The sequence below is a fragment of the Natrinema caseinilyticum genome, from assembly GCF_024227435.1.
GTDB lineage: Archaea > Halobacteriota > Halobacteria > Halobacteriales > Natrialbaceae > Natrinema > Natrinema caseinilyticum.
The window spans coordinates 578084-602253 of the sequence record NZ_CP100446.1; the positions used below are offsets into that span (position 1 = coordinate 578084).

At 61.0% G+C, this 24170-nt stretch carries 19 protein-coding genes; 11 read left to right on the plus strand and 8 right to left on the minus strand.

Annotated features, from left to right (window positions below; translation table 11 throughout):
• Positions 1-47: 47 nt before the first annotated feature.
• Positions 48-1238 carry an iron-containing alcohol dehydrogenase family protein gene (locus NJT13_RS22105; protein ID WP_254525686.1) on the plus strand — a complete coding sequence of 397 codons (1191 nt, stop codon included), beginning with the start codon at positions 48-50 and terminating at the stop codon, positions 1236-1238.
• Positions 1239-1256: 18 nt separating this feature from the next.
• Here NJT13_RS22105 and NJT13_RS22110 read toward each other — a convergent pair whose 3' ends face one another.
• On the minus strand, positions 1257-2465 hold the full coding sequence (locus tag NJT13_RS22110; RefSeq protein WP_254525687.1) for an acyl-CoA dehydrogenase family protein: 1209 nt from the start codon (positions 2463-2465) through the stop codon (positions 1257-1259).
• 247 nt (positions 2466-2712) lie between these two features.
• A complete protein-coding gene (locus NJT13_RS22115) occupies positions 2713-3885 on the minus strand; it encodes a CaiB/BaiF CoA transferase family protein (protein ID WP_254525688.1) in 1173 nt (390 codons plus the stop codon).
• A gap of 307 nt (positions 3886-4192) precedes the next feature.
• On the opposite strand from NJT13_RS22115, the gene NJT13_RS22120 reads away from it, so the two are divergent.
• A complete protein-coding gene (locus tag NJT13_RS22120) occupies positions 4193-5248 on the plus strand; it encodes a phosphotransferase family protein (protein WP_254525689.1) in 1056 nt (351 codons plus the stop codon).
• 162 nt (positions 5249-5410) lie between these two features.
• The gene (locus NJT13_RS22125; protein WP_254525690.1) at positions 5411-7384 is read left to right on the plus strand and encodes a 3-hydroxyacyl-CoA dehydrogenase/enoyl-CoA hydratase family protein; all 1974 of its coding nucleotides are present in this window, start codon (positions 5411-5413) and stop codon (positions 7382-7384) included.
• A gap of 89 nt (positions 7385-7473) precedes the next feature.
• On the opposite strand, the gene NJT13_RS22130 is transcribed toward NJT13_RS22125, so the two are convergent.
• The 4 genes from NJT13_RS22130 to NJT13_RS22145 all read right to left on the minus strand — a co-directional run bounded on the left by NJT13_RS22130 (position 7474) and on the right by NJT13_RS22145 (position 11475).
• On the minus strand, positions 7474-8475 hold the full coding sequence (locus tag NJT13_RS22130; RefSeq protein ID WP_254525691.1) for an LLM class flavin-dependent oxidoreductase: 1002 nt from the start codon (positions 8473-8475) through the stop codon (positions 7474-7476).
• 50 nt (positions 8476-8525) lie between these two features.
• The gene (locus NJT13_RS22135; protein WP_254525692.1) at positions 8526-9290 is read right to left on the minus strand and encodes an IclR family transcriptional regulator; all 765 of its coding nucleotides are present in this window, start codon (positions 9288-9290) and stop codon (positions 8526-8528) included.
• 282 nt (positions 9291-9572) lie between these two features.
• A complete protein-coding gene (locus NJT13_RS22140) occupies positions 9573-10877 on the minus strand; it encodes an amidase (RefSeq protein ID WP_254525693.1) in 1305 nt (434 codons plus the stop codon).
• Positions 10878-11028: 151 nt separating this feature from the next.
• Positions 11029-11475: a MaoC family dehydratase gene (locus tag NJT13_RS22145; RefSeq protein WP_254525694.1), complete on the minus strand. Its 447-nt coding sequence runs from the start codon at positions 11473-11475 to the stop codon at positions 11029-11031.
• A 136-nt stretch (positions 11476-11611) separates the two neighbouring features.
• Here NJT13_RS22145 and NJT13_RS22150 point away from each other — a divergent pair, with 136 nt between their 5' ends.
• From NJT13_RS22150 to NJT13_RS22160, 3 genes are all read left to right on the plus strand, one after another.
• Positions 11612-13180, plus strand: coding sequence for an AMP-binding protein (locus NJT13_RS22150; protein ID WP_254525695.1), 1569 nt, complete (start codon positions 11612-11614; stop codon positions 13178-13180).
• A gap of 310 nt (positions 13181-13490) precedes the next feature.
• Positions 13491-14552: an AMP-binding protein gene (locus NJT13_RS22155; protein ID WP_340681203.1), complete on the plus strand. Its 1062-nt coding sequence runs from the start codon at positions 13491-13493 to the stop codon at positions 14550-14552.
• A gap of 197 nt (positions 14553-14749) precedes the next feature.
• A complete protein-coding gene (locus tag NJT13_RS22160) occupies positions 14750-15022 on the plus strand; it encodes an AMP-binding enzyme (protein WP_254525696.1) in 273 nt (90 codons plus the stop codon).
• Positions 15023-15152: 130 nt separating this feature from the next.
• Here NJT13_RS22160 and NJT13_RS22165 read toward each other — a convergent pair whose 3' ends face one another.
• Both NJT13_RS22165 and NJT13_RS22170 read right to left on the minus strand, forming a co-directional pair.
• The gene (locus NJT13_RS22165) at positions 15153-16802 is read right to left on the minus strand and encodes an acetate--CoA ligase (RefSeq protein ID WP_254525697.1); all 1650 of its coding nucleotides are present in this window, start codon (positions 16800-16802) and stop codon (positions 15153-15155) included.
• A gap of 648 nt (positions 16803-17450) precedes the next feature.
• Complete coding sequence (locus tag NJT13_RS22170) at positions 17451-18227, minus strand: SDR family NAD(P)-dependent oxidoreductase (RefSeq protein ID WP_254525698.1); 777 nt, start codon at positions 18225-18227, stop codon at positions 17451-17453.
• 314 nt (positions 18228-18541) lie between these two features.
• Here NJT13_RS22170 and NJT13_RS22175 point away from each other — a divergent pair, with 314 nt between their 5' ends.
• From NJT13_RS22175 to NJT13_RS22195, 5 genes are all read left to right on the plus strand, one after another.
• Positions 18542-19330, plus strand: a complete 789-nt coding sequence (locus NJT13_RS22175) for an enoyl-CoA hydratase/isomerase family protein (protein ID WP_254525699.1) — start codon at positions 18542-18544, stop codon at positions 19328-19330.
• A gap of 152 nt (positions 19331-19482) precedes the next feature.
• On the plus strand, positions 19483-20709 hold the full coding sequence (locus NJT13_RS22180) for an acyl-CoA dehydrogenase family protein (protein ID WP_254525700.1): 1227 nt from the start codon (positions 19483-19485) through the stop codon (positions 20707-20709).
• Positions 20710-21070: 361 nt separating this feature from the next.
• Positions 21071-22414, plus strand: a complete 1344-nt coding sequence (locus NJT13_RS22185; RefSeq protein ID WP_254525701.1) for a phenylacetate--CoA ligase family protein — start codon at positions 21071-21073, stop codon at positions 22412-22414.
• Positions 22415-22513: 99 nt separating this feature from the next.
• Entirely contained in the window at positions 22514-22951 is a 438-nt protein-coding gene (locus tag NJT13_RS22190) for a Zn-ribbon domain-containing OB-fold protein (RefSeq protein WP_254525702.1), read from the plus strand.
• Positions 22944-24119, plus strand: a complete 1176-nt coding sequence (locus NJT13_RS22195; protein WP_254525703.1) for a thiolase C-terminal domain-containing protein — start codon at positions 22944-22946, stop codon at positions 24117-24119. The genes NJT13_RS22190 and NJT13_RS22195 overlap by 8 nt, the downstream gene beginning before the upstream one ends.
• The last annotated feature ends 51 nt before the right edge of the window (positions 24120-24170 follow it).

The following is a 24170-nucleotide window of genomic DNA, read 5'->3' on the forward strand; positions in this document are numbered from 1 at the left end:
CACTGTCCTGAACATATATACCGCAGCGTCTGTTGTTATGCTAGCGTATGCCAACCGACTATCGATTTTCGTACGATCCGGGGACCATCGTCTACGGTCGAAACTGCGTCGAGCGAATCAGCGACGAACTCAAGCGGATTGGGGTCGAGCGGGCGTTGATAGTCTGCGGATCGACGGTGGGTTCGGTCGACGAAGTCATCGGCCCCGTCGTCGATGGGACCGGCGATCGCCTCACGGACGTGTTCGACGAGACGACACCTGACAAACGATTGTCGACCGTTTTCGAAGGCGTCGAGCGAATGCGTGACGAGGAGGTCGATGCGCTCGTAAGTCTCGGTGGCGGAAGCAGTCTCGACATCGCAAAGGCGATGAGCGTCGTCGCGGCCAGCGACGCGTCTTCGGACGAGATCCGATCGACGTTCGAGCGCGAGCGGACGGTTCCGATTCCGGAGACGGAGCTCACGCCGATCGCTGCGATACCGACAACGCTCGCGGGGTCGGACCTCTCCGCGGTGGCCGGTGTTACCGCTCGTGAGGGCGGACTCACTCGGGGTGCGCTCATCGACGATCGGCTGATGCCGAACGCGCTGTTCTACGACCCGGCGCTCTTCGAGACGACGCCGCACGAGATCCTCTGTGCGTCGGCCATGAACGGGTTCGACAAGGCCGTCGAATCGCTGTACGTGCGCAACGCTACGCCGATAACGGACGGGACTGCGGTTCGGAGCCTGCGCCTTCTCGGCCGAGGCTTACCGCGGCTCGGCGACGGCGACCGGAGCGAGGAGACGCTAAACGACTCGATTATTGGAACTGTGCTCGCGCAGTACGGCGCGTTAGGCGCTGAGACGCTCACTCCGTCGGTCATCCACTCGTTCGGTCACGGTATCGCCCGCGGGTACGCGATCCAGCAGGGAGGGGCCCACGGGATAATCGCCCCCTACGCGCTCCGGCACCTGTTCGATACCGTCGACGGCCGCCGTAATCTCCTGGCCGAAGGTCTCGACGTCGACGAGGCGGATACCGCCGAGGAAACCGCGAGCGCGGTCGTCGAAGCCGTCACGGCCGTGCGCGACGCGCTCGGTCTCCCGTCGCGGCTTCGGTCCATCGACGATCTGTACGAGTCCGATTTGCCAGACGTCGCGGCCGACGTAGCGGATGACGTCATGATGGAGAACGCGCCCGAGGGATTCGAGCCGACCGAGGACGAGCTCGAGGCGGTGCTCCGCGACGCGTGGTGAACGCCGGTTCGGTCCGACCTAGAAGGTCGGAAGCGGATCGAGTTCGTCCATCTCGACGTCCTCGTACGCGTCGCGGGCGATCACGCGTTTGTGGACCTCGTCGGGACCGTCGACGATGCGGAACTGGCGAACGTTCTCGTAGAAGTCGGCGATGGGCAGGTCCTTGCCGATCCCGCTGGCCCCGCAGAACTGCAGGGCCGTATTGATCGCGTTTTCCGTGACGTTGGCGGTAAAGAACTTGCACATGGACACCTCGACGCGAGCCTGATTGCCGCGGGAGATCTCGTTGGCGGCGTGGCGGACCATCGTCCGTGCGGCGTGGAGGTTCGTCTCGGCTTCCGCGATGTCGAATCGGACTCCCTGTTTGTCGGCGACCGGCCCGCCGAATCCCTCGCGGTCGCTCGTGTACGCTTTCGCGACCTCCAGCGCTCGCGAAGCCATGCCCGAGTATCGCATACAGTGAGTGAGCCTCGCCGGACCGAGACGTTTCTGTGCGATGGTGAATCCTTGCCCTTCCTCCCCCAGGAGGTTCTCCTCCGGAACGCGAACGTCCTCGTAGAGGACTTCCGAATGTACCATTGACGTGATATCGTCGCCCATATGCGGGATGTCTCGCTTCACCTCGAGACCGGGCGTGTCTTCGGGGATAATGATGAGCGAGCAGCTCTCGTACGGGTGGCTCTCCTGATCGGTCCGGGCCAGCGTGATGAAGAAGTCCGCTTCGCTGCCGTTCGTGATCCACCACTTGTGTCCGTTGATCACCCACTCGTCCCCGTCTTTCTCTGCGGTGGTCTTGACCATCTTCGGGTCCGCACCACCCCCCTGACGGGGTTCCGTCATCGAGAACGCGGAGGTGAGTTCGCCACGGAGGAGCGGCTCGAGCCACCGCTCCTGTTGGTTTTCAGTGCCAGCGAGTTCGAGCGTGTGCATGTTGCCCTCGTCGGGAGCGTCGACGCGCATCGCCGGCGGAGCGAGGAGGCTCCGCCCTGCTTCCTCGAAAAGCGGGAGGACGTCCCGGAACTCGACGCCCATGCCGCCGTGTTCTTCGCCGATCTGGGGCGCGTACAGGTCCCGCTCTCGAGCCTCCTCGCGGAGGTCGGCGATGACGTCGTCGGGGACTTTCGTCCCACCCTCCAGTTCGCGCTCTCGGGGAATGACGACCTCGTCGACGAACGATCGTGCTCGCTGTGCTAGCTCCCTCGCTCGTTCGGAGTCTTGGTACTCCATGCCTACACGCTTGACAGAAAGTGACATATATTTATCCCTGGGGAAGCCGCGATCAGAGGTCATCGCGGTCGACTGGCTCGATACCGGCGCCGTCACCGATATCGTCGTATTCCTCGCGACCCGTCGGTCGGAGATGGACAGTCCCGAGTTTGTCACTGTTCCGGCCGACTCGACTCCGCTCGTCCGTCGCTGAGCTGACGACGGTCGGCCGACCAGCGTCGATCAGGTCGTTCGCAGCGATCGCTGTTCAGATAGCGTCGTTCTCTTCGAGTTCCGTCAGGCGATCTTCGGAGAGTACTCGTGAAAGGACGTCGTGCGTGTGTTCGCCGAACTCCGGTGCCGGCGAACGCATATCGTCGATATCGCTCGAGGACTTCGCCGGAAAGCCGACGTACGAGAAGGGGTCGCCGTCGCCGACGTCCATCTCGCGGACCATCTCTCGCGACTCGAGCTGTGGGTGTTCGAACACCTCGTCGAACTCGTTGACCGGGGCGAACATCGTCTCGTCCGAGAGATACTCCTCCCACTCGTCCCGTGTTCGGGTCTCGAATTCGGCCTGCAGTTCCTCGCGAGCGTACTCGGCGTCCGCTCCGGTCGCGAACTGGTATTCCGCCAGGTCCTCCCGTCCCAACTCCTCGAGCAACTGCTCCCAGAACTTGTCCTCGCGAGCTGCGATCGTCACGTACTCACCGTCTTTCGTCTCGTACACGTCGTAGCACGGCGCCGTCATGGCCGACGGCGATTGCTCGTCCTCGGGCACCTCCTCGCTCATGAACGCTCGCCAGCTCTGTCCGGTGCCAAGCGACGCGACGACGTCGGTCATCGACACGTCGAGATACTGGCCGCCGTTGCCGGCCTCGCGGTCCAAGAGCGCAGATGCGATCATGAACGCGCTGAACATTCCGCCGACTTTGTCTCCGATCTGGTAGGTTGGAACCGCCGGGAACGAACCGTCTTTCGAGACAGTGTCGTGCATCAAACCGGCTAAGCCGACGTAGTTGATGTCGTGGCCGACTCGGTCGCTGTACGGACCGTCCTGTCCGTACCCGGACAGCGAACAGTAGACGATGTCTTCGTTCACCGCTCGAACATCGTCGTACCCGATGCCGAGCCGATCGACGACGCCCGGTCGGAACTGCTCGAAGACGACGTCCGCATCAGCGGCCAGTTCGAGGAACGCTTCCCGTCCTTCATCGCTTTTCAGATCAAGCGTGACGCTCTTCTTGTTCCGGTTGACCGAGTGGAAGAGCGCGCCCGAATCCGTGGGCTCGACCACCGGCTCGAGCCAACGGGCGTAGTCCCCTCGCGTCGGCTCTTCGATCTTGATCACTTCGGCGCCCATGTCGCCCAGCAGCATCGTTCCGTACGGACCGGGAAGCAGCCACGTCAGGTCGAGTACCGTGTAGTCCTCGAGATTCATGCGTCCCTCCCCCGGGATGTGAGTCGTTTCCGATGGCTGGTCGTCGTCTCGGTACTCCGGACGGTTCGCTCCGATGAATGGCCGTTCGCTGGCTGTCGTGTCGCCATACCGATTGCAGAGTACGCATTCTCATATGAAGATTTGGGGGCAACAACGGGGACCATCTCGCCCGCGTCGATTCGGATCGCCCGATCCGGGACCGCCGGTGCACCGGAATTCCGCACCCGTCGGGCGTTCGACGGCGGCAGGCTTCGGCGAACGGGGTTAAGATTAAACTGCCTCGGTAACGAGCATCGAAGGGACGACAATGGCCGAAAATGAAATATATCTCGAGCGACTCGTCAACGAAGCCGCATTGAAAGCGTATCTCGAGCGAGAGCTCGGCGACGCCAGATCCGTCTCCGTTCGGTACCACGACGAAGGACACTCGAACGAGACGTTGTTCATCGAGTGGGGCGATCGAGAGCTCGTGATGCGCCGTCCACCCGCCGGAGAGACGGCCGACACGGCTCACGACGTCCTCCGAGAGTATCGCGTCATCTCCGCTCTCGATGGGACGGACGTTCCGGTCCCGACGCCGGTGCTGGGCTGTGACGATGCGTCGGTGATCGGCGGCGAGTTCTATCTGATGGACCGACTCGAGGGAGACGTTATCCGCGATCACGAACCCGAACGGTTCGCTAAGCCGGAACAGCGCCGCCGGATCAGCGAAACACTCATCGATACCCTCGCTGAGATTCACACGATCGACCCCGAAGCGGTCGGGCTTGGTGATCTCGGCCGACCCGAGGGGTACACAGAGCGGCAAATAGAGCGGTGGGGAAAGCAGTTCGACTGGGCCTACGAGACGACGAAATCCGAACGAGAGGTCCCCTACATCGAGGAGATCGACGAGTGGCTTGAGGCGAACGCTCCCGAGAAGTACGATCACACCCTTGTTCACGGCGATTACAAGCTCGATAACGTTATGTACGCACCGAGGACGCCGCCGGAAATCAACGCCGTCTTGGACTGGGAGATGGGAACTCTCGGCGATCCGTCGGCAGATCTCGGCTGGATGCTCTGTTACTGGGATACCGATCCGTTGATCGACGAACTCATGCCGACGTTCCTCGGCCGTCCGGGGTATTTGAGCCGCGACGAACTCCTCGATCGGTACGAGCGACAATCCGGACTCGAATTCACGAACCGCCGGTTCTACGTCGGTCTCGGACTGTACATGCTAATCGCGGTGTGCGAGATGTTCTACGCTCGGTATCTCAACGGCAACAGCAACGATGACCTCTACCCGAAGATGGGATCGCTCGTACCGGAGATCAGTCAGCGGGCGAAGGAAGTGATCGACGGAGAGCGAGACATCTGACCCGGCGACGCGACACCCAGAAAGCGGTCGGGATTTTCGATACCGGCCCACGCCCGCGACGCCCGCAGGCGGCCGGCGGCGATACTGTCTCCGCAGGCGCGGAACGATAATAACGGGGAAAATTATATTGTTGGGAATGGTTACTCTTTAAGCGAAGGCAACATGAGCGAGTCACTAGCCGAACGTGTAGACGCTGTCACCGTCGTCGGTGCCGGAACAATGGGCCACGGTATCGCCCAGACGTTCGCGACCGCCGGATACGACGTCACCATCGTCGACGTCGACGAGGAGATTCTGGAGACGGCGCTCGAGAAGATTGAGGGGAGCCTCGCTAAACTCGGCGAGGACCCCGACGCGGCGCTAGATCGAATCGAAACGACGACGTCAGATGAGGAGGCCTACGGCGACGCCGACCTCGTCGTCGAAGCAGTCCCCGAGGATATCGATCTGAAAGCGGAGGTCTTCGCTACCATCGACGACCTCGCACCGGACCGGGCGATACTGGCGACCAACACCAGTACGCTCCCGATCACCGAAATCGCGTCCGCGACGGATCGACCCGGTAACGTCGTCGGCATGCACTTCTCGAACCCGGTCCAGTTGATGGAAATCGTCGAAATCATCCGCGGCGAGGAGACCAGCGACGACGTGTTCGAGGCGGTCCAGGAACTCAGCGAGGAGATCGGAAAGGCGCCGGTGCTCGTCGAGAAGGACATTCCCGGCTTCCTCATCAATCGAATCAACCTCCGATTCTGGCTCGAGGCCGTTCGACAGGTCGAACAGGGCATCCAGAATAAGGAGACGATCGACGCTGCGATCCGCCGGATCGGACTGCCGATGGGTCCGTTCGAGGTTCTCGATTTCAGCGGCATCGACGTCGCCACGATGGCTGCCCGTTCGATGCGTGACCGGGGTGTCGACTTGCACGTCCCAGACCTACTTGAGAAGAAGACGGACGCCGGCGACTACGGGATGAAAACCGGCGACGGATTCTACACGTATCCGGAACCAGGGGAGTACTCGCGGGTCGACATTCCGCGCGAGCGGCGGCACGACTTCGATCCGAAACACCTCCTCGCGCCAGCCGTCAACGAGGCGGCGTGGTTGCTCGCCAACGACGTGACGACGAAGTCGGAGATCGACAAGGCGATGAAAATCGGAATGAACTGGCCGCGCGGGCTGCTCGAGTTCGCCGACGAACTCGGTATCGACCGACTCGTCGAGACGCTGGAAACGCTCCGCGAGCGGTCGGGATGGGAGGAGTACGAACCCCATCCGCTGCTCCGCGAAATGGCCTCGAACGACGAGGTCGGTCAGAAATCGGGGATCGGCTTCTACGAGTGGGAGTACGAGCGGACGCAGTTCGAGACGGTGCAGTACGAGCGACGCGAGGACCTCGCTTGGATCACCCTCGACAGACCCGACCAGCTCAACGCGCTCGACGAGCCGAGCTGGAAGGGATTGAACGCCGCCCTCGAGCGGGCAGCGAGAGACGAAGACGTCCGTGCGACGGTTCTCACGGGATCGGGACGGGCGTTCTGTGCCGGTGACGACATCGCAGAGATCCAGAGCTGGGAATCGGCAGACGACGCCGCGGAAATGGTAGACGAGGTCCTCGGGCCGACCGCCAAGACCCTCCGAAACCACCCCAAGCCGCTGATTGCGGCTGTCAACGGCGTAGCGAATGGAGGGGGCTGCGAACTCGTTTTGCTGAGCGACCTCGCCGTCGCTTCCGAGGGGAGCGACTTCGCCCTTCCCGAAGCGAAGATCGGTGCGCTCCCGCCGATCGGCCTCACCTACGGGCGGATGAGTCTCGGAAAGAAAGACATCATGGAGCTTGCACTAACCGGTGACCAGCTGACCGCGTCCGAGGCCGAATCGATGGGGATCGTCAACTACGTGGTCGGCGACGAACAGGTGGCAGACGTCGCTCACGAACTCGCTCGTTCGACGACGGCATCAGCGCCGGGCTCCGTCGCGGAGATGAAGGACCTGTGGACGGGGATGGAAGACGATCTCCTCGACGCGTGGTTCGGTGACGCGCTGGACCGCCTCGTCGAGCGAACTCAGTCGGCGGAAGCCAGCGAGGGGCTCGCGGCATTCCTTGAGAAGCGCGATCCGGACTGGCAGCGGTAACCGTCTGGGCGAAGACTCAAGCCGCGCTCAGGCGTACCGCACCGCTACGTAACCCTTCGCGGGGCCGCACCGACGACCGGCACAACCGTTTACGTCGAGTCGGCGATGGTGCCCAACGAGTCGATGAGTGATTCGATCTCGGCGACGGACGCCTCCATCGACGGCATCGCGATGACGACATCGGCACCGTCCCGCGAGTATCGCCGGAACTGATCTCGAACGTCCGATTCCGTTCCGGAGACGGTCAGTTCGGTCACCATCCGGTCGGAGATCGCCTCGACCGCCGCGTCGCGATTGCCGTCGCGGAAACGGTCGTGTGCTCTGTCGGGCGCGTCTCCGAACCCGTACTCGTTTACCTGTTCATTGTACCCCATTGCCATCTCCTGGGCGAGGAGATACCGAACGCGTCGCTCGGCCCGGTCCGGGTCGTCGTCGACGGCCGTCGGCACCCATGGGGCGACAAGCAGGTCGTCAGGATCTCGACCGGCATTGCGTGCACTCTCCCGCACGTCCGAGACGTGGCTCGAAAACGAGGACTGCGGAATGAATGCCGGTAACCAGCCGTCGGCATACTCTCCAGTTAACGAACGATTCGCATCGCTGATGGCAGCGTTGAGTATCGGGACGTTGCCGTCCGCCTCGAGTGTCATGTTGTAGGGGCCGATATCGAACACCTCGCCGTCGTAGTCAACTGTGCCACCGGCCGTCGTCTGTCGGATAATCTCGATCGCTTCTCGGAGTCGTCGAAGCGGCCGATCGAACGCCATCCCGTGCCACCCTTCGACGATCGGCGGCGAACTTACGCCGAGTCCGAGGAGTGTACGGCCGTTCGAGAGTTGCTGGAGCGTCGCCGCACTCATTCCGAGTAACGTGGGGCTCCGAGAGTAGACGCTGGCCACGCCGGTTCCGATTTGGACGTCGGTCGTACACTGTGCGACTGCGGCGAGCGTGGCGACTCCGTTACTGCCGGACGCCTCCTGTTTCCACACCGAGTGGAGCCCCGACTCGTCGGCACGCTTTGCGAACTCCAGCGTTCGGTTGAGCGATACGTGCGAGAATTCGTCGGGGAGGACGAGACCGAGTTTAGGCATCGTCCATAGATTCACCGCCCCGGTCTTCAACCTTCGCGCCCGATTTCAATTTACGAGTACGACAAGTTCACCTGAATGACGTTCGCAGTCTCGAGGATCCGGTCCGCGCACTCTTCGCTGAGAACCGTCTCGGTGAGACGATTGGCAGGCCCGTAGATGCCGACCGCAGCGGTGACGGTGTCGACGCCGGTCTGGACCGGGGCTCCGACGCCGCGCATCCCCTCGAAGCGTTCCTCGTCGTCGATCGCGTACCCCTTCTCCCGAATTCGTTTTAATTCGTCGGACAGTTCGTCGGACTCCGTGATCGTGTGTTCGGTCTTCGGTGCCAGACCGTACCGATCGACGATCTCACAGACCCGGTCCTCGGAGAGTTGTGCGAGAATCGCTTTCCCACATGCGGTCGTACTGAGTCGCGTTTTCGTTCCAGGGTGTGTTCGCTGGATGTGTATGTTCGAACTCTTGTCCCCCTTTTTCATTCCGAGGATAACGCCAAGCCCGTCCTCTTCGACCATTAGGACGGCGTACTCGCCCGTTTCTCTCGCAAGCGATTTGAGCTCGGGCTCGGCAACCCTGTACACGTCGTACTGACTGCGAACGTGATTGCCCACTTCGAGAAACATCGACGCCACTGTGTACGTACCGTCAGACAGTTCGACTACGTATCCGAGCGATTCGAGCGTGGTGAGGTAGTCGTAGGTAGAGCTCAACGGCATATCGAGCTGTTCGGAGACTTCCGTCACCGATGCTCGATCGAGGTCGAGAAGCGCCCTAATTAACCGATCGGCCCGCTCCACCGACTTCACCGTGCTTGCCATATGACATCATTAAACACAGGGTCACATAATTGTTTTGGTAATACCGAAACCGGGGTTTCTCCCCAATGACGGGCCTGTGTGAAGCGATAGGAGAACGGCCGGTGACGCTCGAATCGGCGCTGACGGCGGTTATCAGCTGTCGTCATCGACCATCTCCTTCGGAAATAACGGATCGTCTCGTACGACCGCCTCAGAGCGGCGGAATGACTTCCGGACCAGAGATCGGCTACCGTCTCCGGAAACGGATGCGTCGGCAGTAACCGCCTTCGCTCCGTCGAAGCGCTACGAGTCGGCCGAAAACGCGGAGCCGATAATGTCGGCCCAGGCTAACAACCGTTCGTCGTCGCCGAAGCGGGCCGTACACTGGAGCCCCAGCGGCAGCCCACCGTCGGTTTCGCTAACGGGAACGGTTACGGCGGGTAGTCCGGTGTGCGTCCAGGGGAGATTCATCACGGGATCGCCGGTATCGTCGATCCCCTTCGGGGCAGGCCCCGGCGCTGCCGGGCTCACCCAGACGTCGATTCCGTGATCGTCCAGTAGGGCATCGAGTTCCCTCCGAAGTTCGAGTCGCTTCGTGCGTGCGCCACCCAGCGACCCGCTGTCGACCGTGCGCCCACTGGTGACGAGTTCGGAGATCGTTTCCGAGTATCGATCGCCGTACTCCTCGAACAGTTCGTAATGTGACAGCGAGGCCTCCGCCTCCACGAGCGTCTGATGACGTTCGATGATCGCATCGATCTCTGAGAGCGCGTTCGGAACCCGGCGTATCTCTACGCCGGCTTCTTCCAGTCGATTACACTGCGCGCGGAAGTGACGTCGGCCAGACTCAGAGGCCTTTTCGAGATACGCATCGGCGGGGACACCGAGCGTCGGCGTTCCGGGATCGGCGTTCGCCGTCCAGTCCTCGTACAAGAGCGGTGCGACGAACGTGGCGTCTGCGACCGTGGCGGTAAAGTACCCAACGTGGTCGACCGAGGGGGCCATCGGTAGCACGCCCTCGCTTGAGATCCGTCCGTGACTCGGCTTGAGACCGACTATTCCGCAGAAGGCCGCAGGGCGGACGATAGAGCCGACCGTCTGGGTTCCCAGCGCCAGCGGGCACATACCAGCAGCGACCGCTGCCGCGGATCCGCTGCTCGATCCACCGGGTGTCCGCTCGAGATCACGGGGGTTTCGCGTCGGTCCGGGATCGTAATAGCCGAATTCCGTCGTTACCGTCTTTCCGAGGACGATAGTGCCCGCCGCCCGGAGTGCGCTCACCGCTCCGCCTTCAGGTCTGGTCAGCGCTTCTGGCGGCAAATCCGTACCCGCACGGGTTTCCAGTTCGCGCGCGTGGAACAGATCTTTCACACCGACGGGGACGCCGTATAGCGGCGGCCGTTCGCCGTATGTCTCTCCATGAATTCGCTCGATTTCAGTCCGCTCACGCTCCACACGGGCCCACTGATCAGGTTCGTCGACGAACGCGTGGACATCTGGCTCCCGCTTCTCAGTTCGACGGCGGATACTGTCCACGTACTCGTCCAGTTCGGTGTCGCCTCGTCGCAGCGCTTCGGTCGTCTCCTCGAGTGACATCGCCTCGAACATAGCGATTGTATCGATCCACTATCGTATACCTCTTTTGACGAAAACGAAACGCAGTGGAGAGTGCGGTGAACACCTCCAAAGACAGCGACGGTGTTCGCAGCCCTCACTCAACCTCGACTACGGCGATCGACCGCACGTCCGGACTTCGCGGTCACGTCGCCAGATCCCGTCGGACGATACACTGCATCCGTACCGATAGCACCTCGGCGTCGTCGTTGTAGACCCGCTGTTCGAACGTCACGTCGCCGCGGTCCGCGTGACGATCGGACGCCGACTTCTCGATTACCTCGAGCTCTACTCGTAGCGTATCACCCGGTTGTACGGGACGGCGAAAGCGGAGGTCGTCCATTCCGCGTCCACCGAGATTTGCGATTTCGTCGAAGACGTCCTCTACGGTCAGTTTGCTCGCGATACACATCGTGTGATGGCCGCTCGCGATCAGTTCGCCGAATATCGACTCTCCGGCCGCGGCCTCGTCGACGTGAAACGGCTGCGGATCGAACTCCTCGGCAAACTCGACAATTTCGTCTTTTTCGATGGTATAGCTCCGCGTCTCGAACACATCACCGGGATCGAGATCTTCGAAGTAGCGAGACATACCGAACCGTTACTCCACACGAGATAAAGTACTTGCTGTCGATACCCTGGCAGATGTCCCGATGGCCCCGAGAGGCGATGGCTACTCGCCGAGGGAAGCGTTTAATCTCTTCTATATTGTTCTGGTATAACACACCATGACTAAGACCGACGACGTAACCGCGTACGACCTGCTTCATCGAGCCTGTAACAAGTACGCATCGCGCCCGATCGCTACGGTCGACGGCGAAACGTGGACGTACGGGGAGGCCTGGGAGCGAGGCGGTCAGCTGGCATGCGCGTTCTCCGACCGTGGATTCGAGAAGGGAGATCATATCGGTATCGTGATGTCGAACCAGTTGGACTACCTCACCGCGAACTTCGCCTGCGTCCGCGGCGGCTTCGTAAACGTGCCGATGAACGAGATGTTGACGGACGACGAGTTCGCGTACATACTCGAGGATTCGGGAGCGCGAGGGGCAGTAGTGGGGTCCGAGTTCACCGACACAATCGCGGAACTGCGACCCGATCTGCCCCACCTCGAAACCGTCGTCGCTGTGGACGACGCACCACGTGACGGCCAGATTCCCCTCGAGACCGCTCTCGTCACCGACGGTGTGTCAGCGCTCGACGTCACCATCGATCAGAGCGACCTCCTCCGGCTTTCCTACACCGGCGGAACGACTGGGCGGCCCAAGGGGGCTCGACACACTCACGGAGTCATCGCGATGGACATGCTGGCCCACGTCATCGCGTTCGAAATCCGCGACGGCGAAGAGATGCTCATCATGACGCCGCTCCCACACGCCGCCGGATACATCCATCTGGGTGCGCTTACACAGGGTGCTCATCTCACCATCTCTAGAGGCTTCGACTCGGATGTCTTCCTTCGGCTACTCGACGAGCGGCCGATCACCTGGGCGTTCCTCGTGCCGACAATGATCTACCGGACGCTCGACGCCGACGCGCTGGACGAGGCAGACGTGTCGGGACTCGAGACGCTGGTCTACGGTGCTGCCCCTATCTCGGAGGAGCGGCTGACCGAGGCGATCGATGCGTTCGGCGACGTGTTCATCCAAGCCTACGGGCAGACGGAAATGCCGAACGTCGGAACGGTGCTCCCGAAGGACGACCACCGACGGGGCGAAGATCGCGTTCGATCCTGTGGTCGACCGGCAACACTGGTCGATGCCGAGATCTCCGACGTTGAGGACGGAGCGATCGAGTCGTTCCTCGACCGGGGAGAGGTCGGCGAACTGGTGCTGCGGTCCCCCTATGTGATGGATGGCTATCACGGGAAGCCCGAGAAGACGGCTCGAACGCTCGTCGACGGGTGGCTTCTGACCGGCGATATCGCCCGGATGGACGACGACGGCTACGTCTATCTACTCGATCGTGCCAGCGACGTGATCGTCTCCGGAGGGATGAACGTCTACACCACCGAGGTCGAAGACGCTCTCGAGCGCCATCCCGATTTGAATCTGGTCGCTGTGATCGGCGTCCCCCATGACGATTGGGGCGAGGCAGTTCACGCCGTCGTCGATGCGGACACCGACGAGATCGATACCGCCGAGGTACTAGCCTTCGCCGACAATCAACTCGCCGATTACAAGAAACCGAAGAGCGTCGAGTTTCGCGACGATATTCCGACTACCCCGTACGGAAAAGTGGATAAGAAGGCGCTTCGAGAGCCACACTGGGAAGGCACTGACAGGCACATCCATTGAACCCCGAGCAGTTCACGATCTGCCTCCGCAGCGACTCGGCGATCGATCGATCCCCGCAGACGACGCCGCTTCACCGACCGCCCCGGTCGATGAGTCTACCGGTAGCAGACAAAAGATCGTTGGTGCACTAACTTACGTTATTCGCGCTGTCGCTTCAGCGAACGGCGTCTCTCGGACTGTAGAAGCCAACGGTGACCAGCGTTTGTAACACCGGTTAGACCACATCCGCGTATGGCCAACAGCCGTATCGGGACCGTGACATCGGCGGAAACGACAGCTAAATGTGCCATAGTCACAAACCGTATAGAAGGTGAAGCGGATCGAAACATTACTCGAAACGAGAGTCGAACGGACGCCGGACGAACCGTTTCTCACGATGGCCGACGAGACGTTCACGTTTCGCGACGTGAGGAACGAATCCAAGCGATACGCGAACGCGCTGACGGAACTCGGCGTCGAGGCCGGCGACAGAGTGGGACTGTTCCTCCCGAACCGTCCAGAGTTCGTCTTTCTCCTGTTCGCGAACGCGTACGTCGATAGCGTGACCGCGCCGTCGAATCCCGAGTACCGGCCGTCGGAACTGCGCCACTCGATCGAACTCTCACGGCCGGTGGTGCTCGTCACGACGCCCGATCTCCTCGAAATCGCTATCGAGGCTGTGGACGGAACCGGCGTCAAGCGGATCGTAACGACCGAGCCGGTCGAGGAATACGAATCGCTCCCGGGGCTTGCGGCCGACCAGTCGACCACTGTCGATGCCCACGACGGCGACGCAGAGACGGTCGGGCTACACATGTACACATCCGGGACGACTGGACCGCCGAAGGCGGTCGAATGCCAGCACGAGAACTGGACGATCAGCGCGATCGATTTCCAGAAATGGCTCGGAATCACAGTCGACGACACGCTGTTCACCGCATTGCGGCTCTTCCACGCGAACGCACAGATCTATTCGATCCTCGCCGCCGTCGCGGGAGGCGCGGAGGCCATCGTTTACGAGCGATTTTTGTCGTCGAACTGGTGGGACTGGTGTCGCGGCCACGGTGTCACAGTGTTCAACGCGATGGGCCGCATGCTCAAGATGTTGGACAATCTGCCGGAAACCGACGAGGATCACGATAATTCAGTCGAAATCGTCATGTCCGCAGGAACCCCCCCAGATCTACTCGAACCGTTCGAGGAGCGATTCGGCGTGCGCGTAGTCGATGGCTATTCGCTCACGGAAGTCCCGATGCTAATGCTCAATCCGATCGATGAATCGAAGCGACGAATCGGGAGTGTGGGGCTTCCACCGGCGGAAAAGCGCGTTCGCATCGTCGACGATGACGGAAATCCAGTGCCGATAGGCGAGAAAGGCGAGATCGTCCAGTAGTGTCCGACTCGCATGGCAGGCTATCATCGGCAGCCGGACAAGACCGACGAGGCGGTCGTCGACGGTTGGTTCCATACCGGCGATTATGGGAAGCTAGACGAGGACGGATTCCTCTACTTCCTCGATCGAAAGAAGGACATCGTTCGCGGGCCGGCGAAAACATCTCGTCGTACGAGGTCGAGAGCGTCATCAAGGCGATGGACGCGGTCGACGAGGTTGCCGTCATCCCAAGCCCCGACGAATTCTACACCGAGGTTGTGAAAGCCCTCGTCCGGGTGAAAGACGAAAGTGAGTTCGCGCCGGAGGAGATAGTTGATCACTGTCGAGACGAACTTGCGACGTTCAAGACACCGCGGTACGTCGAGTACGTCGAGGAGTTTCCGTACACGCCGACTGGCAAGATCCAAAAGCAGAAGCTCCGAGAGCGCGAAACGGACGCGGAACCGGATCACTGGGACCGGGAGAGCTAATCCGGTCCACGTCCCGCGATCGGACCACCCGACGAACACGACCGTTGCCGATCCGCACCATGCCAGCCGAGTTCACGAGACGAGAGCGAAACGAGACATCGCAGAAACAAATGCGGGATCGGCCTGTAGATCACTCGGCGCTTCCGTACTCCTGCTCGAGCTTGTACCGCTGAATCTTTCCCGACGCAGTCTTCGGAAGTTCGTCGACGAATTCGACGCGTCGCGGATACTCGTGTTTCGAGAGGCGTTGCTTGACATCAGTGCGTATTCGGTCGGCAAGTTCGTCGGACGGAGTCGCGGAAGACGCCGAAACGACGAACGCTGCGACGATCTGTCCACGTTCTTCGTCGGAGAGTCCGACGACGCCGACCTCGGCCACGGCGTCATGATTCATCAGGCTGTCCTCGACTTCCGAAGGGCCGATTCGGTACCCCGCCGAAATGATGACGTCGTCGGCGCGGCCCACGTACTGGAAGTACCCGTCTTCGTCTCGACGAGCGAGATCGTCTGATCGGAGCCAGTCACCGCCGAATTTCTCTTCACTCTTTTCGGGCATTCCGAAGTACGATTCCGCGAACGGAACTTCGTCAGCGAGGCGAAGAGCGATTTCGCCCACGTCGCCGTCGTCGACTGGCTCGTCAGTATCGGACTCGAGGAGTTCGACTTCACGACCGGGTATCGGCTTCCCCATCGTACCGGGTTTTACGTCCCATTCTCGTAGCGGATAGTTGTTTATCAACATTCCGCCCTCAGTGAATCCGTAGTGCTCGAGCACTGTTGTTCCGAAGGTCTCCTCGACCCACTCGCCGGTGCTCACGCCGACCGATTCACCACCAGAGTAAATGCGGTGGATGTCGACGGACGCGGTATCGGCGTCGATATCGAGCTGGGCCATCTGTCGGAACGCGGTCGGCGGGGCGAAGAAATTGGTCACCGGATAGTCGTCGAGAATGTCGACGAGAGCACTAGGGTCGAAATCACCACGGACCGTGATGAGTTCCGTGCCCTGTTGAAGCGGGACGACGGTGCAGTAGAACAGTCCGTAGGACCAGGCCGACGGTGCCATTCCGAGAAACGTGTCGTCCGGTCGGAGGTCGGCGGCGTATTTCGTATACGGGTAGAGGGCGATGGGACACCCGTGGGGCATTTCGACGCCTTTCGGATCGCCGGTCGTTCCGCTGGTATACTGAATGGCACAGATATCGTCGGCACTCGTATCAGCCGGATTGTAGTCCGCCTCGTACTTGCGAATGTCGCTAAACGGCGTCTCGTCTGTGTTTCCACCGCCGACGATGACGAGGTGTTCGAGGTCATCCAGTTCGGACTCGTCGATCTTTTCTCGATGTTCGGGTGTCGTTACGAGGACTTTCGTCCCTGAGTTCTCGAGGCGGTACTGAAGCGCCTCCGGGCCGAACAGCGTATACAGGGGGACGTACACGTATCCGCCGAGCCATGTTCCCGCGATCGTCGCGTACAATGCTTCTCGCGGTTCCATCACCGCCGCGACTCGAGCTCCTGTCGAGAGACCGCAATCGTCGAGGAAGTTCGCGAATTGGCGACTCCGCGTCGCTATATCAGAAACAGTTACCGTTTCCTCCGACCCGTCACTCATATCCACGACTCTGATCGCTACCGTCTCGGTGTCGTCGCCACTGCCGAGGATTTCGCTCCCGAGATTGAACGAGCGCTGCGTTCCGTCGAAGGAAGTCCACGCTTCTTCCCAGTCAAATTCGTTACAGGCCTCCTCGTACGTAACAGATAACGGATCCCTCACCGACATATGGTCACATATACCAAACTTGCACATATGTGTTACGGGGAGAACACCGGCGGACCAGTCAGCAACTGTCCGGATTCGATAAAGGAACGATGCTTGCGGTGATTGCCTATACGGTCAGTCGTCCGTTGAGTCATATGTTAACTTCACTCACTTCTCCGCTTATTTCGAAGCGGTTCGACAACGCTCAACCGACTTCAATACTTGAAGATGGAATCGTTAGCGGACGACACTGGTCACAAATATCTGTGATACACAACACATAAATAACCAAAACGAGTTCGAGGGAGTGATGTATTCACATCCATATGGTTGTAATTCCTTTCGGTATTACCGGATCGAGTGCGGCACCCCACCAGCGCCTATCGTTGCGTCCAGTTCATATGGTCGATTGTTCAAATAGTATCGTCTCATCGAGGGTTTAGCCAGTATCAGAGACCATCGTTACGCTTTTATCGGAGAAAGTTGCTCCGAATATTTCGAAAACGGAATATGATCGGAGCTCCGGATGCTATACGAGCATATCAGGGGCGCATGCTCGCAACGCGAACCCAGCCGGTCAGATTTGAAGCGGCCGATGCGGGTACAGATCAGGCGTACCGGAACGGTCGAGAAATTAGACCTGCCGGACATCCACGGGATCACAGGATCCTATCCACGTATGTATCCGCCGTTGACGCTCAGGGTCTGTCCCGTGATCCAGTCAGCTGCATCGCTCGCGAGGAACGCGACCGCATCGGCAATGTCGGTTGGCTGGCCGAGCCGATCCAGAGCGTAGGAGTTCTCAATCATCTGTTCGCGGTACTGGTCGACCACGTCCTGGGTCGCGGGCGTCTCCGTCGTCCCGGGCGAGACGCAGTTCACGCGGACGCCCTCGTCGCCGATTTCGTGGGCAACGGTGCTCGTCAGCGAGACGTTAGCCGCCTTCGCGGCCCCGTACACCGCCAGTCCGGGATCGTTCCCCTTGTAGGAGTCGCTGGCAAAGTTGACAATCGCACCCGATCCCTGATCGATCATCTGCGGGAGGGCCGCGTGCATGCAGTTCATCGTTCCGAAAAAGCAGACGCCCACCCAGAACGCCCATTCGTCGGGTTCCGTCTCGACAAATGGTTTCGCCTCCGTTAGCCCGGCGTTGTTCACGAGCACATCGAGACGACCGAACTCGTCGATGGTCGTCTCGACGAGGTTCTGCGCATCCTCATACTCGGTGACGTCCGTCTCGATGGCTTCGATGGACGCGTCATACTCCTCGGCGACCTCTCGTGCGGTTTCCTCGGCCGAATCGATCGCGACGTCGGCGATAACCACGTCGGCACCGAGTCCGGCGAACGTCTCAGCAATACCACGCCCGATTCCCTGTGCGCCGCCCGTAACGACGGCCACCTGTCTGTCGAAGTCTATCTTCTCACTGGTCGTCGTACCTGTCATGGCTACTAAAACAATTCTAATCACCATGATAAAAGTTTCGGCGGGCGGTGAGAAAGCCGGTCAACGGCAGCAGCTTCGGCTCTCACGTCGACGCCGCGCTACTGCGGTTCGTATGAGGGATGGCCGATTTGGTAGTGATGGGTCGAGACGGCACTGACGGTAACTCTCCCGGATGGCTCGACGCCGCGACCGTCTCGTTCGTCTGTGTTCGCTGTCCGGATTTCGCGATGAGGACGATAGCCGGCAAATCGGAATCGCCGTCACGTAATCCGACGAATAATTATTTATGCGTTTATCAATAGGATCCACACTGCATGGTTACGGAGTACGAAGACATCGACCTGCGTCTCGAGGACGACGGCCGAGCGGAGATACGACTAGATAGACCGGAGTCCATGAACGCGCTCAGCGACCGGATGGCCGACGAGATACTCGAGGCACTGGATCGACTCGAGGACGAAGACGTACGGGTGCTCGTCATCAAGGGCACCGAGGGGAACTTCTGTGCCGGCGCGGACGTCGGGTCGCCTCCGGCTGAAACGAAACCCCACGAGCAGACTCGTCGGTTCCGCGGACTCCGGCGGATGTTCAACCGGCTGGAAAGCTTCCCGCGCCCGACGGTCGCCGCTATCGAGGGCTACTGCCTCGGCGGGGGATGTGAGATCGCCTGCTGTTGCGATACTCGCGTCGCCGCCGAGAGCGCGACGATCGGCGTCCCCGAGATCATGCTCGGCGTCATCCCTGCCGGTGGCGGTACCCAGCGACTTTCACGACTCATCGGCCTCTCGCGAGCGCGAGACATGGTCCTCCGCGGGAAACACCACGATGCCGAGACGATGCGAGACTACGGGTTCGTCCACGAATTGGCCGACGACGACGAGTTCGAGACCGTACTCCAGGAGATAGTCGAAGAGTACCTGATTCGTCCGCCGGTCGCCATGGAGATGGCGAAGCTAACGATGAATGGCGGCTACGAGGCCGCTCTCGAGTCAGGGCTCGAGATGGAAGCGCTCGCGACCGGCGTCGTGTTCGGCACCGATGACGCACAGGAGGGTCTGGAGGCGTTTCGCGAGGATCGCGACCCAGATTTCGGAGGCGAGTGACGAGAGCGATCAGCGCCTTCGTCGCCAGTTCGATCTGTGAGCGTGAAGTAGACACCCTGTTCCGGCCGCTGCTCGGGTCGAGGTGGGTGCTGCGATGCATTGCAAGTGAATCTTTACCTAGACTTATTAGCCGCGACCTCAATTTTCAAGGTATGCGCTCCGATCGCAACTTCGAGGAGTACCGCGAATCGATGCTCGATTACCTGTGGAACGAGATCGAACCCCACGCCGAAGAGTGGGCCGAGACGGGCGACCTCCCACGGGAGGAACTGTGGGACGAATGGGACGAGATCGGCTTTCTCGGCGCGATGGCCCCCGAGGAGTACGGCGGACTCGACCTGACCCAGCAGGAGTACGTCCAACTCGAGAAGGAGTGGGCGAAAGTGTCCGGCGGACTTCGGGTCATCCTCCACGTTCACAACACGAACACTGTCCTGCTGGACCACGTCGGGACCGAGGCGCAGAAGGAACGGTGGATACCTGAGATCGTCGACGAGGGGGCGTCGTTCGCGTTCGCGCTGACCGAGCCCCACGCGGGTTCCGGGACGGATATCAAGACCCACGCGGAGAAGGACGGCGACAAATACGTCCTGAACGGCGAGAAACACCACATCACGAACGCCGACTTCACGGAGTACTTCAACGTAATCACTCGAACGGAAAACGGCTTCTCTATTCTGGTCGTCCCCCGGGATGCCAACGGATTCACGATCCGAGAGATGCCCGAAACGATGGGGAGTCACGGCTCGGAACACTGCTATCTCCACTTCGACGACGTTCGCGTCCCCGAAGAGAACCTGCTCGGTCGCGAGGAGGGAAGTGGTGTTCGAGACGCGGTTAACCACCTTCGCGTGAGCCGTATCTACATCGGTGCGAACGCGTTAGGTATCTCCGAGCGGTGTCTGGAGGAAGCGGTCACCTGGGCGAAAAAGCGAGTTACGTTCGGCAAACCGATCGCCGAACGGCAGGCCGTCCAGCAGTACCTCGGCGAGATGGCCCGCGATGTCTACGCGCTGCGCCTCGCCGTCGAGGACGCCGCACGGAAAGTTGATGAGAACGGGCGGGCGGGAATCGAGGCCGACCTCTGTAAGCTCATGGCCAAGGACGTCACGCAACAAGTCACCGACAACGCGATGCTCGTGTTCGGCGGACTCGGCTACTATCGAGAGGCACCCATCCAGCGGTTCTACCGCGACGCTCGCCTCAACTGGCTCGAGGAAGGGACCCCCTCGATCCAGCAGATAACCGCTGCGAAGAACCTCCTGAACGGCGAATACCCGTACGAACTCGATGAACAGGCGGTCGCTCATCTCGACCACCCGATCGACGACTACAATCCCGAGGGTGGCGACGAGTACAAACTGTCGTACGAACTATAAATTGTGGGTGACCGACGGTCGTCGCCGCCGTCAGATTCGATCGCGTAAAACGGGCCGCTCGTTCACTGTCGGACCGTCAGCGACGTTCGCAATCACCATACCCTCGGCCAGTCAGTATGGAGAACGGGACAGGTGACATCGATGAGAGCACGTCGACGGAAGCGTGCCGTCGAACGTGCGACCACCTCGGCTGGCCCGGTCATCGAGCCCTGAATGGAGAACCTATCCAGCCGTGTCTCGCCAGTCGTAAACAAACTGGCGCGGAATACTGCCCGTTCGGTCATCGTATTTCTCTCCTCGAGCGCCTACGTGTTAATAACCCCTAAATGTTTAATAGGGTATTGATGAACCAGAATATGTCATGGGAGAATCAGCGGCTACTGACGCGTTCAATCCCGAACGCGAGTCCATGGAACGAGACGAGATCGAGAACCGGCAAGAGCGGATGCTCCGAGAAAAGGTAGAGCACGCGTACGAGAACACGAGCCACTACCGAGAGGTGTTCGACGAAGCGGACCTCGCTCCGTCGGACATCAAGACGATCAATGACTACCAGCGCCTCGTGCCTACGATGCTCAAGGAAGATGTCCGGGACAATCGTTCGGTCGACGATCCCTTCGGGGGCTTCCTCGCCGTCGACCGGGACGAACTCGACTACCTCCACACCTCGACCGGGACGACCGGGACGCCGACGTTCATGCCGGTTCAGGAAGAGGAAGTGAGCGCAGCCGGCGAACTCATCGCACGAACGCTGTACCAGAGTGGCCTCGAGGAGGGTGACGTCGCCCTCAACGCCGGACTGTACTACCACCTCTACAGCCGGATGATCGAGAACGCATACAGCGAGCACCTCGGCATGACCCACTTCAACCGCGGTGGACTCCCGTTCGAGATCGAGAGCGATCTGGAGAACGTCGAACTGTGGAAGATGGCCGATCCGGCTATCATAAACATGACTCACTCCTCGCTACAGAAGGCGACGGCGCTCCTGCAGGAACACGACGTCGAACCCAGCGACGCGTTCCCGGACCTGAAAGCGGTCGTCACCGCCGGTGCGGTCGTCACCGGGACCGCGCGGCAGGAACTCGAGGACTTCTGGGGCGTCCCGCTCATCGAGCACGGCGGCCCGACCGATCAGATGTCGTTCATGGGAACGTTCTGCGAAGCACGGACCGAGGGATGGGGCCACTTCTTCGAGGATCAGGGATTCCACGAAATACTCGACCTCGACACCCTCGAACCGGTGGCCGAGGGCGAACGCGGCGAACACACCTACACCACTTTCCACCTCGATAGCACGCCGTACCTCCGATGGCGTTCGGAAGACGCCGGCGTCCACGGCGGCTACGACTGCTCCTGTGGCCGCTGTCACATGCGAACGCAGATCCTCGGTCGGACCGTCCAGGAGGTAAACGTTCAGGGAACCTCGGTGTTCCCGCGTGATTTCGAGGGGGTCCGGGACGATCACGGCTATCCCGAATCACCCTACCAGCTCGTGCGTCGATCCGCGCAACCGCAGGACCTCCTTAAGATGCTGTTCTCGGCCGACATTTCCGACGAGGAGCGTGACTCGATCGTCGCTGATCTCGCCGAAACCCTCGATCTCGAGGAGGCTGCCGTCGATCTCGGTCAAATCGACGAGGAGGATATCCCGATGAAGGGAGAGTGGAAGTACGAACTCATCCGGGAAAAGGACGAGGAATGAGGGCAGGCCACACGGTCGCTGCGTCGAATCGGCTTCAAACAACGGTCTGAGAGCTCCACCGTCCGAAATGCTTAACATCGGAGCGGTGGTCGTTAGCCTATGTCACGGGTACACCCAGAGTACGACGAGTCGCGGCGACTCGTCGACGGATCGATACGGACCGCCGATGACGGCGACCCGGTCCTCGTCGGTACAGAGTGCGCGGAGTGCGGGTTCGTCGTCTTCCCGACGAGACCGTTTTGCCGGAACTGCCTCTCGGAAAACGTCGACGATATCGATCTCTCGCGGAACGGTGAACTACGGACCTACACCGTCGCACACACCGGGCAGGAAGGGTTCGAGCCGCCGTATGCGTTCGGTTTCGTCGATCTCCCGGAAGGGGTCCGACTCTACTCCCTGCTCAAGGGGTGGGAATCGGGGACCCTCGAAGTCGGAGCACCGGTTGAGTTGACGCTCGACGAGATCAAGCCGGATCCGAAAACAGGTGAACCGCTGTTTGGCCACGTGTTCCGTCTCGTGGAGGGTGACGATGACTGAACGTGACGTCGCCGTCGTCGGCGTCGGGCAGTCCGACTTCGGCGAACTGGAGGGACAGCGTGTGACGGAGTTCGGCGGACGGGCCGTCCGGGAGGCGCTCCTCGCCTCGAACCTCGACAACGACGCCGTTGAGGAAGCGTACATCGGCAACGTCGCCAGCGCAGCCCAGGACCAGACCGGCGTCGTCGGTCAAGCGGTGCTCCGCGAGGTAGGAGTGACGGGCATCCCGATTACACGAGTGGAGAACGCGTGCGCCAGTTCGACGTGTGCGTTCCGCGAGGCCTACAAGAGTATTCGGTCAAACGAACGAGACGTCGTCCTCGCGCTGGGCGTCGAGAAGATGACCGGTGTGCCGACCGACGTCGCCCTGAAAGACATGAGCGGCGCCTCCGACGCGGAGGTCGAGGGTCCGATGGGTATGACGTTCATGGGCGTCTACGGGATGCGCGCGAACGCCTACATGGACCGGTTCGGCGACGTCCGCGAGGAACTGGCCGACATTGCGGTGAAAAACCATGCCAACGGACTGGCGAACCCGCACGCCCATCTGCACCTCGACGTCGACCGCGACGATGTCCTCGAGTCTCGGATGGTCGCCGATCCGATTCGCCTGCTCGACGCCTGTCCGATGTCCGACGGCGCAGCGGCGGCCGTCCTCGCGCGCGGCGACGTGGCGGAACAACTCTCGGACGAGCCGGTGTACGTGGACGCCGTCGAGGCGTCTAGCGGCCACTACCTCGACAGCGACCTGGAGTACTGGCGCGAGGAGCTTGACGAACGCGTCTCCGAGCAGGCCTATCGCGAGGCCGGGATCGGTCCAGACGACCTCGACGTCGTCGAAGTACACGACGCGGCCACCATCGGCGAACTGATGCACTACGAGGGGCTGGGGCTAGCGAGCCACGGCAAAGGGGCGTCGCTCGTTCGCAACGGCGACGTCATGCTCGACGGTCGAATCCCGGTCAACCCGAGTGGAGGACTCAAGTCTCGAGGACATCCGGTCGGGGCGACCGGAGTCGCCCAAGTCTGCGAACTCGTCTGGCAACTTCGCGGAGAGGCCGGCGATCGGCAGGTCGAGGACCCGACCATCGGTCTCGCCCAGAACTCCGGCGGAGCGCTAGTCGGCGAGGGCGGCGTCTCGACGGTGACGATACTCAGCACTCGCTGAGTCTGGACCGTTCTCAGCCGTCGATTCATACGATCGGCCGAAATAACGGAG

Excerpts from the sequence above, each read along its gene's own strand:
- NJT13_RS22125 (WP_254525690.1), top strand. The coding sequence starts at position 5,411 with ATGAGCGAGTCACTAGCCGAACGTGTAGACGCTGTCACCGTCGTCGGT.
- NJT13_RS22115 (WP_254525688.1), bottom strand. The coding sequence starts at position 3,885 with ATGAATCTCGAGGACTACACGGTACTCGACCTGACGTGGCTGCTTCCC.
- NJT13_RS22150 (WP_254525695.1), top strand. The coding sequence starts at position 11,612 with ATGACTAAGACCGACGACGTAACCGCGTACGACCTGCTTCATCGAGCC.
- NJT13_RS22110 (WP_254525687.1), bottom strand. The coding sequence starts at position 2,465 with ATGGAGTACCAAGACTCCGAACGAGCGAGGGAGCTAGCACAGCGAGCA.
- NJT13_RS22180 (WP_254525700.1), top strand. The coding sequence starts at position 19,483 with ATGCGCTCCGATCGCAACTTCGAGGAGTACCGCGAATCGATGCTCGAT.
- NJT13_RS22195 (WP_254525703.1), top strand. The coding sequence starts at position 22,944 with ATGACTGAACGTGACGTCGCCGTCGTCGGCGTCGGGCAGTCCGACTTC.
- NJT13_RS22105 (WP_254525686.1), top strand. The coding sequence starts at position 48 with ATGCCAACCGACTATCGATTTTCGTACGATCCGGGGACCATCGTCTAC.
- NJT13_RS22165 (WP_254525697.1), bottom strand. The coding sequence starts at position 16,802 with ATGTCGGTGAGGGATCCGTTATCTGTTACGTACGAGGAGGCCTGTAAC.
- NJT13_RS22135 (WP_254525692.1), bottom strand. The coding sequence starts at position 9,290 with ATGGCAAGCACGGTGAAGTCGGTGGAGCGGGCCGATCGGTTAATTAGG.
- NJT13_RS22175 (WP_254525699.1), top strand. The coding sequence starts at position 18,542 with ATGGTTACGGAGTACGAAGACATCGACCTGCGTCTCGAGGACGACGGC.
- NJT13_RS22160 (WP_254525696.1), top strand. The coding sequence starts at position 14,750 with ATGGACGCGGTCGACGAGGTTGCCGTCATCCCAAGCCCCGACGAATTC.
- NJT13_RS22170 (WP_254525698.1), bottom strand. The coding sequence starts at position 18,227 with ATGACAGGTACGACGACCAGTGAGAAGATAGACTTCGACAGACAGGTG.
- NJT13_RS22190 (WP_254525702.1), top strand. The coding sequence starts at position 22,514 with ATGTCACGGGTACACCCAGAGTACGACGAGTCGCGGCGACTCGTCGAC.
- NJT13_RS22130 (WP_254525691.1), bottom strand. The coding sequence starts at position 8,475 with ATGCCTAAACTCGGTCTCGTCCTCCCCGACGAATTCTCGCACGTATCG.
- NJT13_RS22185 (WP_254525701.1), top strand. The coding sequence starts at position 21,071 with ATGGGAGAATCAGCGGCTACTGACGCGTTCAATCCCGAACGCGAGTCC.
- NJT13_RS22120 (WP_254525689.1), top strand. The coding sequence starts at position 4,193 with ATGGCCGAAAATGAAATATATCTCGAGCGACTCGTCAACGAAGCCGCA.
- NJT13_RS22145 (WP_254525694.1), bottom strand. The coding sequence starts at position 11,475 with ATGTCTCGCTACTTCGAAGATCTCGATCCCGGTGATGTGTTCGAGACG.
- NJT13_RS22140 (WP_254525693.1), bottom strand. The coding sequence starts at position 10,877 with ATGTTCGAGGCGATGTCACTCGAGGAGACGACCGAAGCGCTGCGACGA.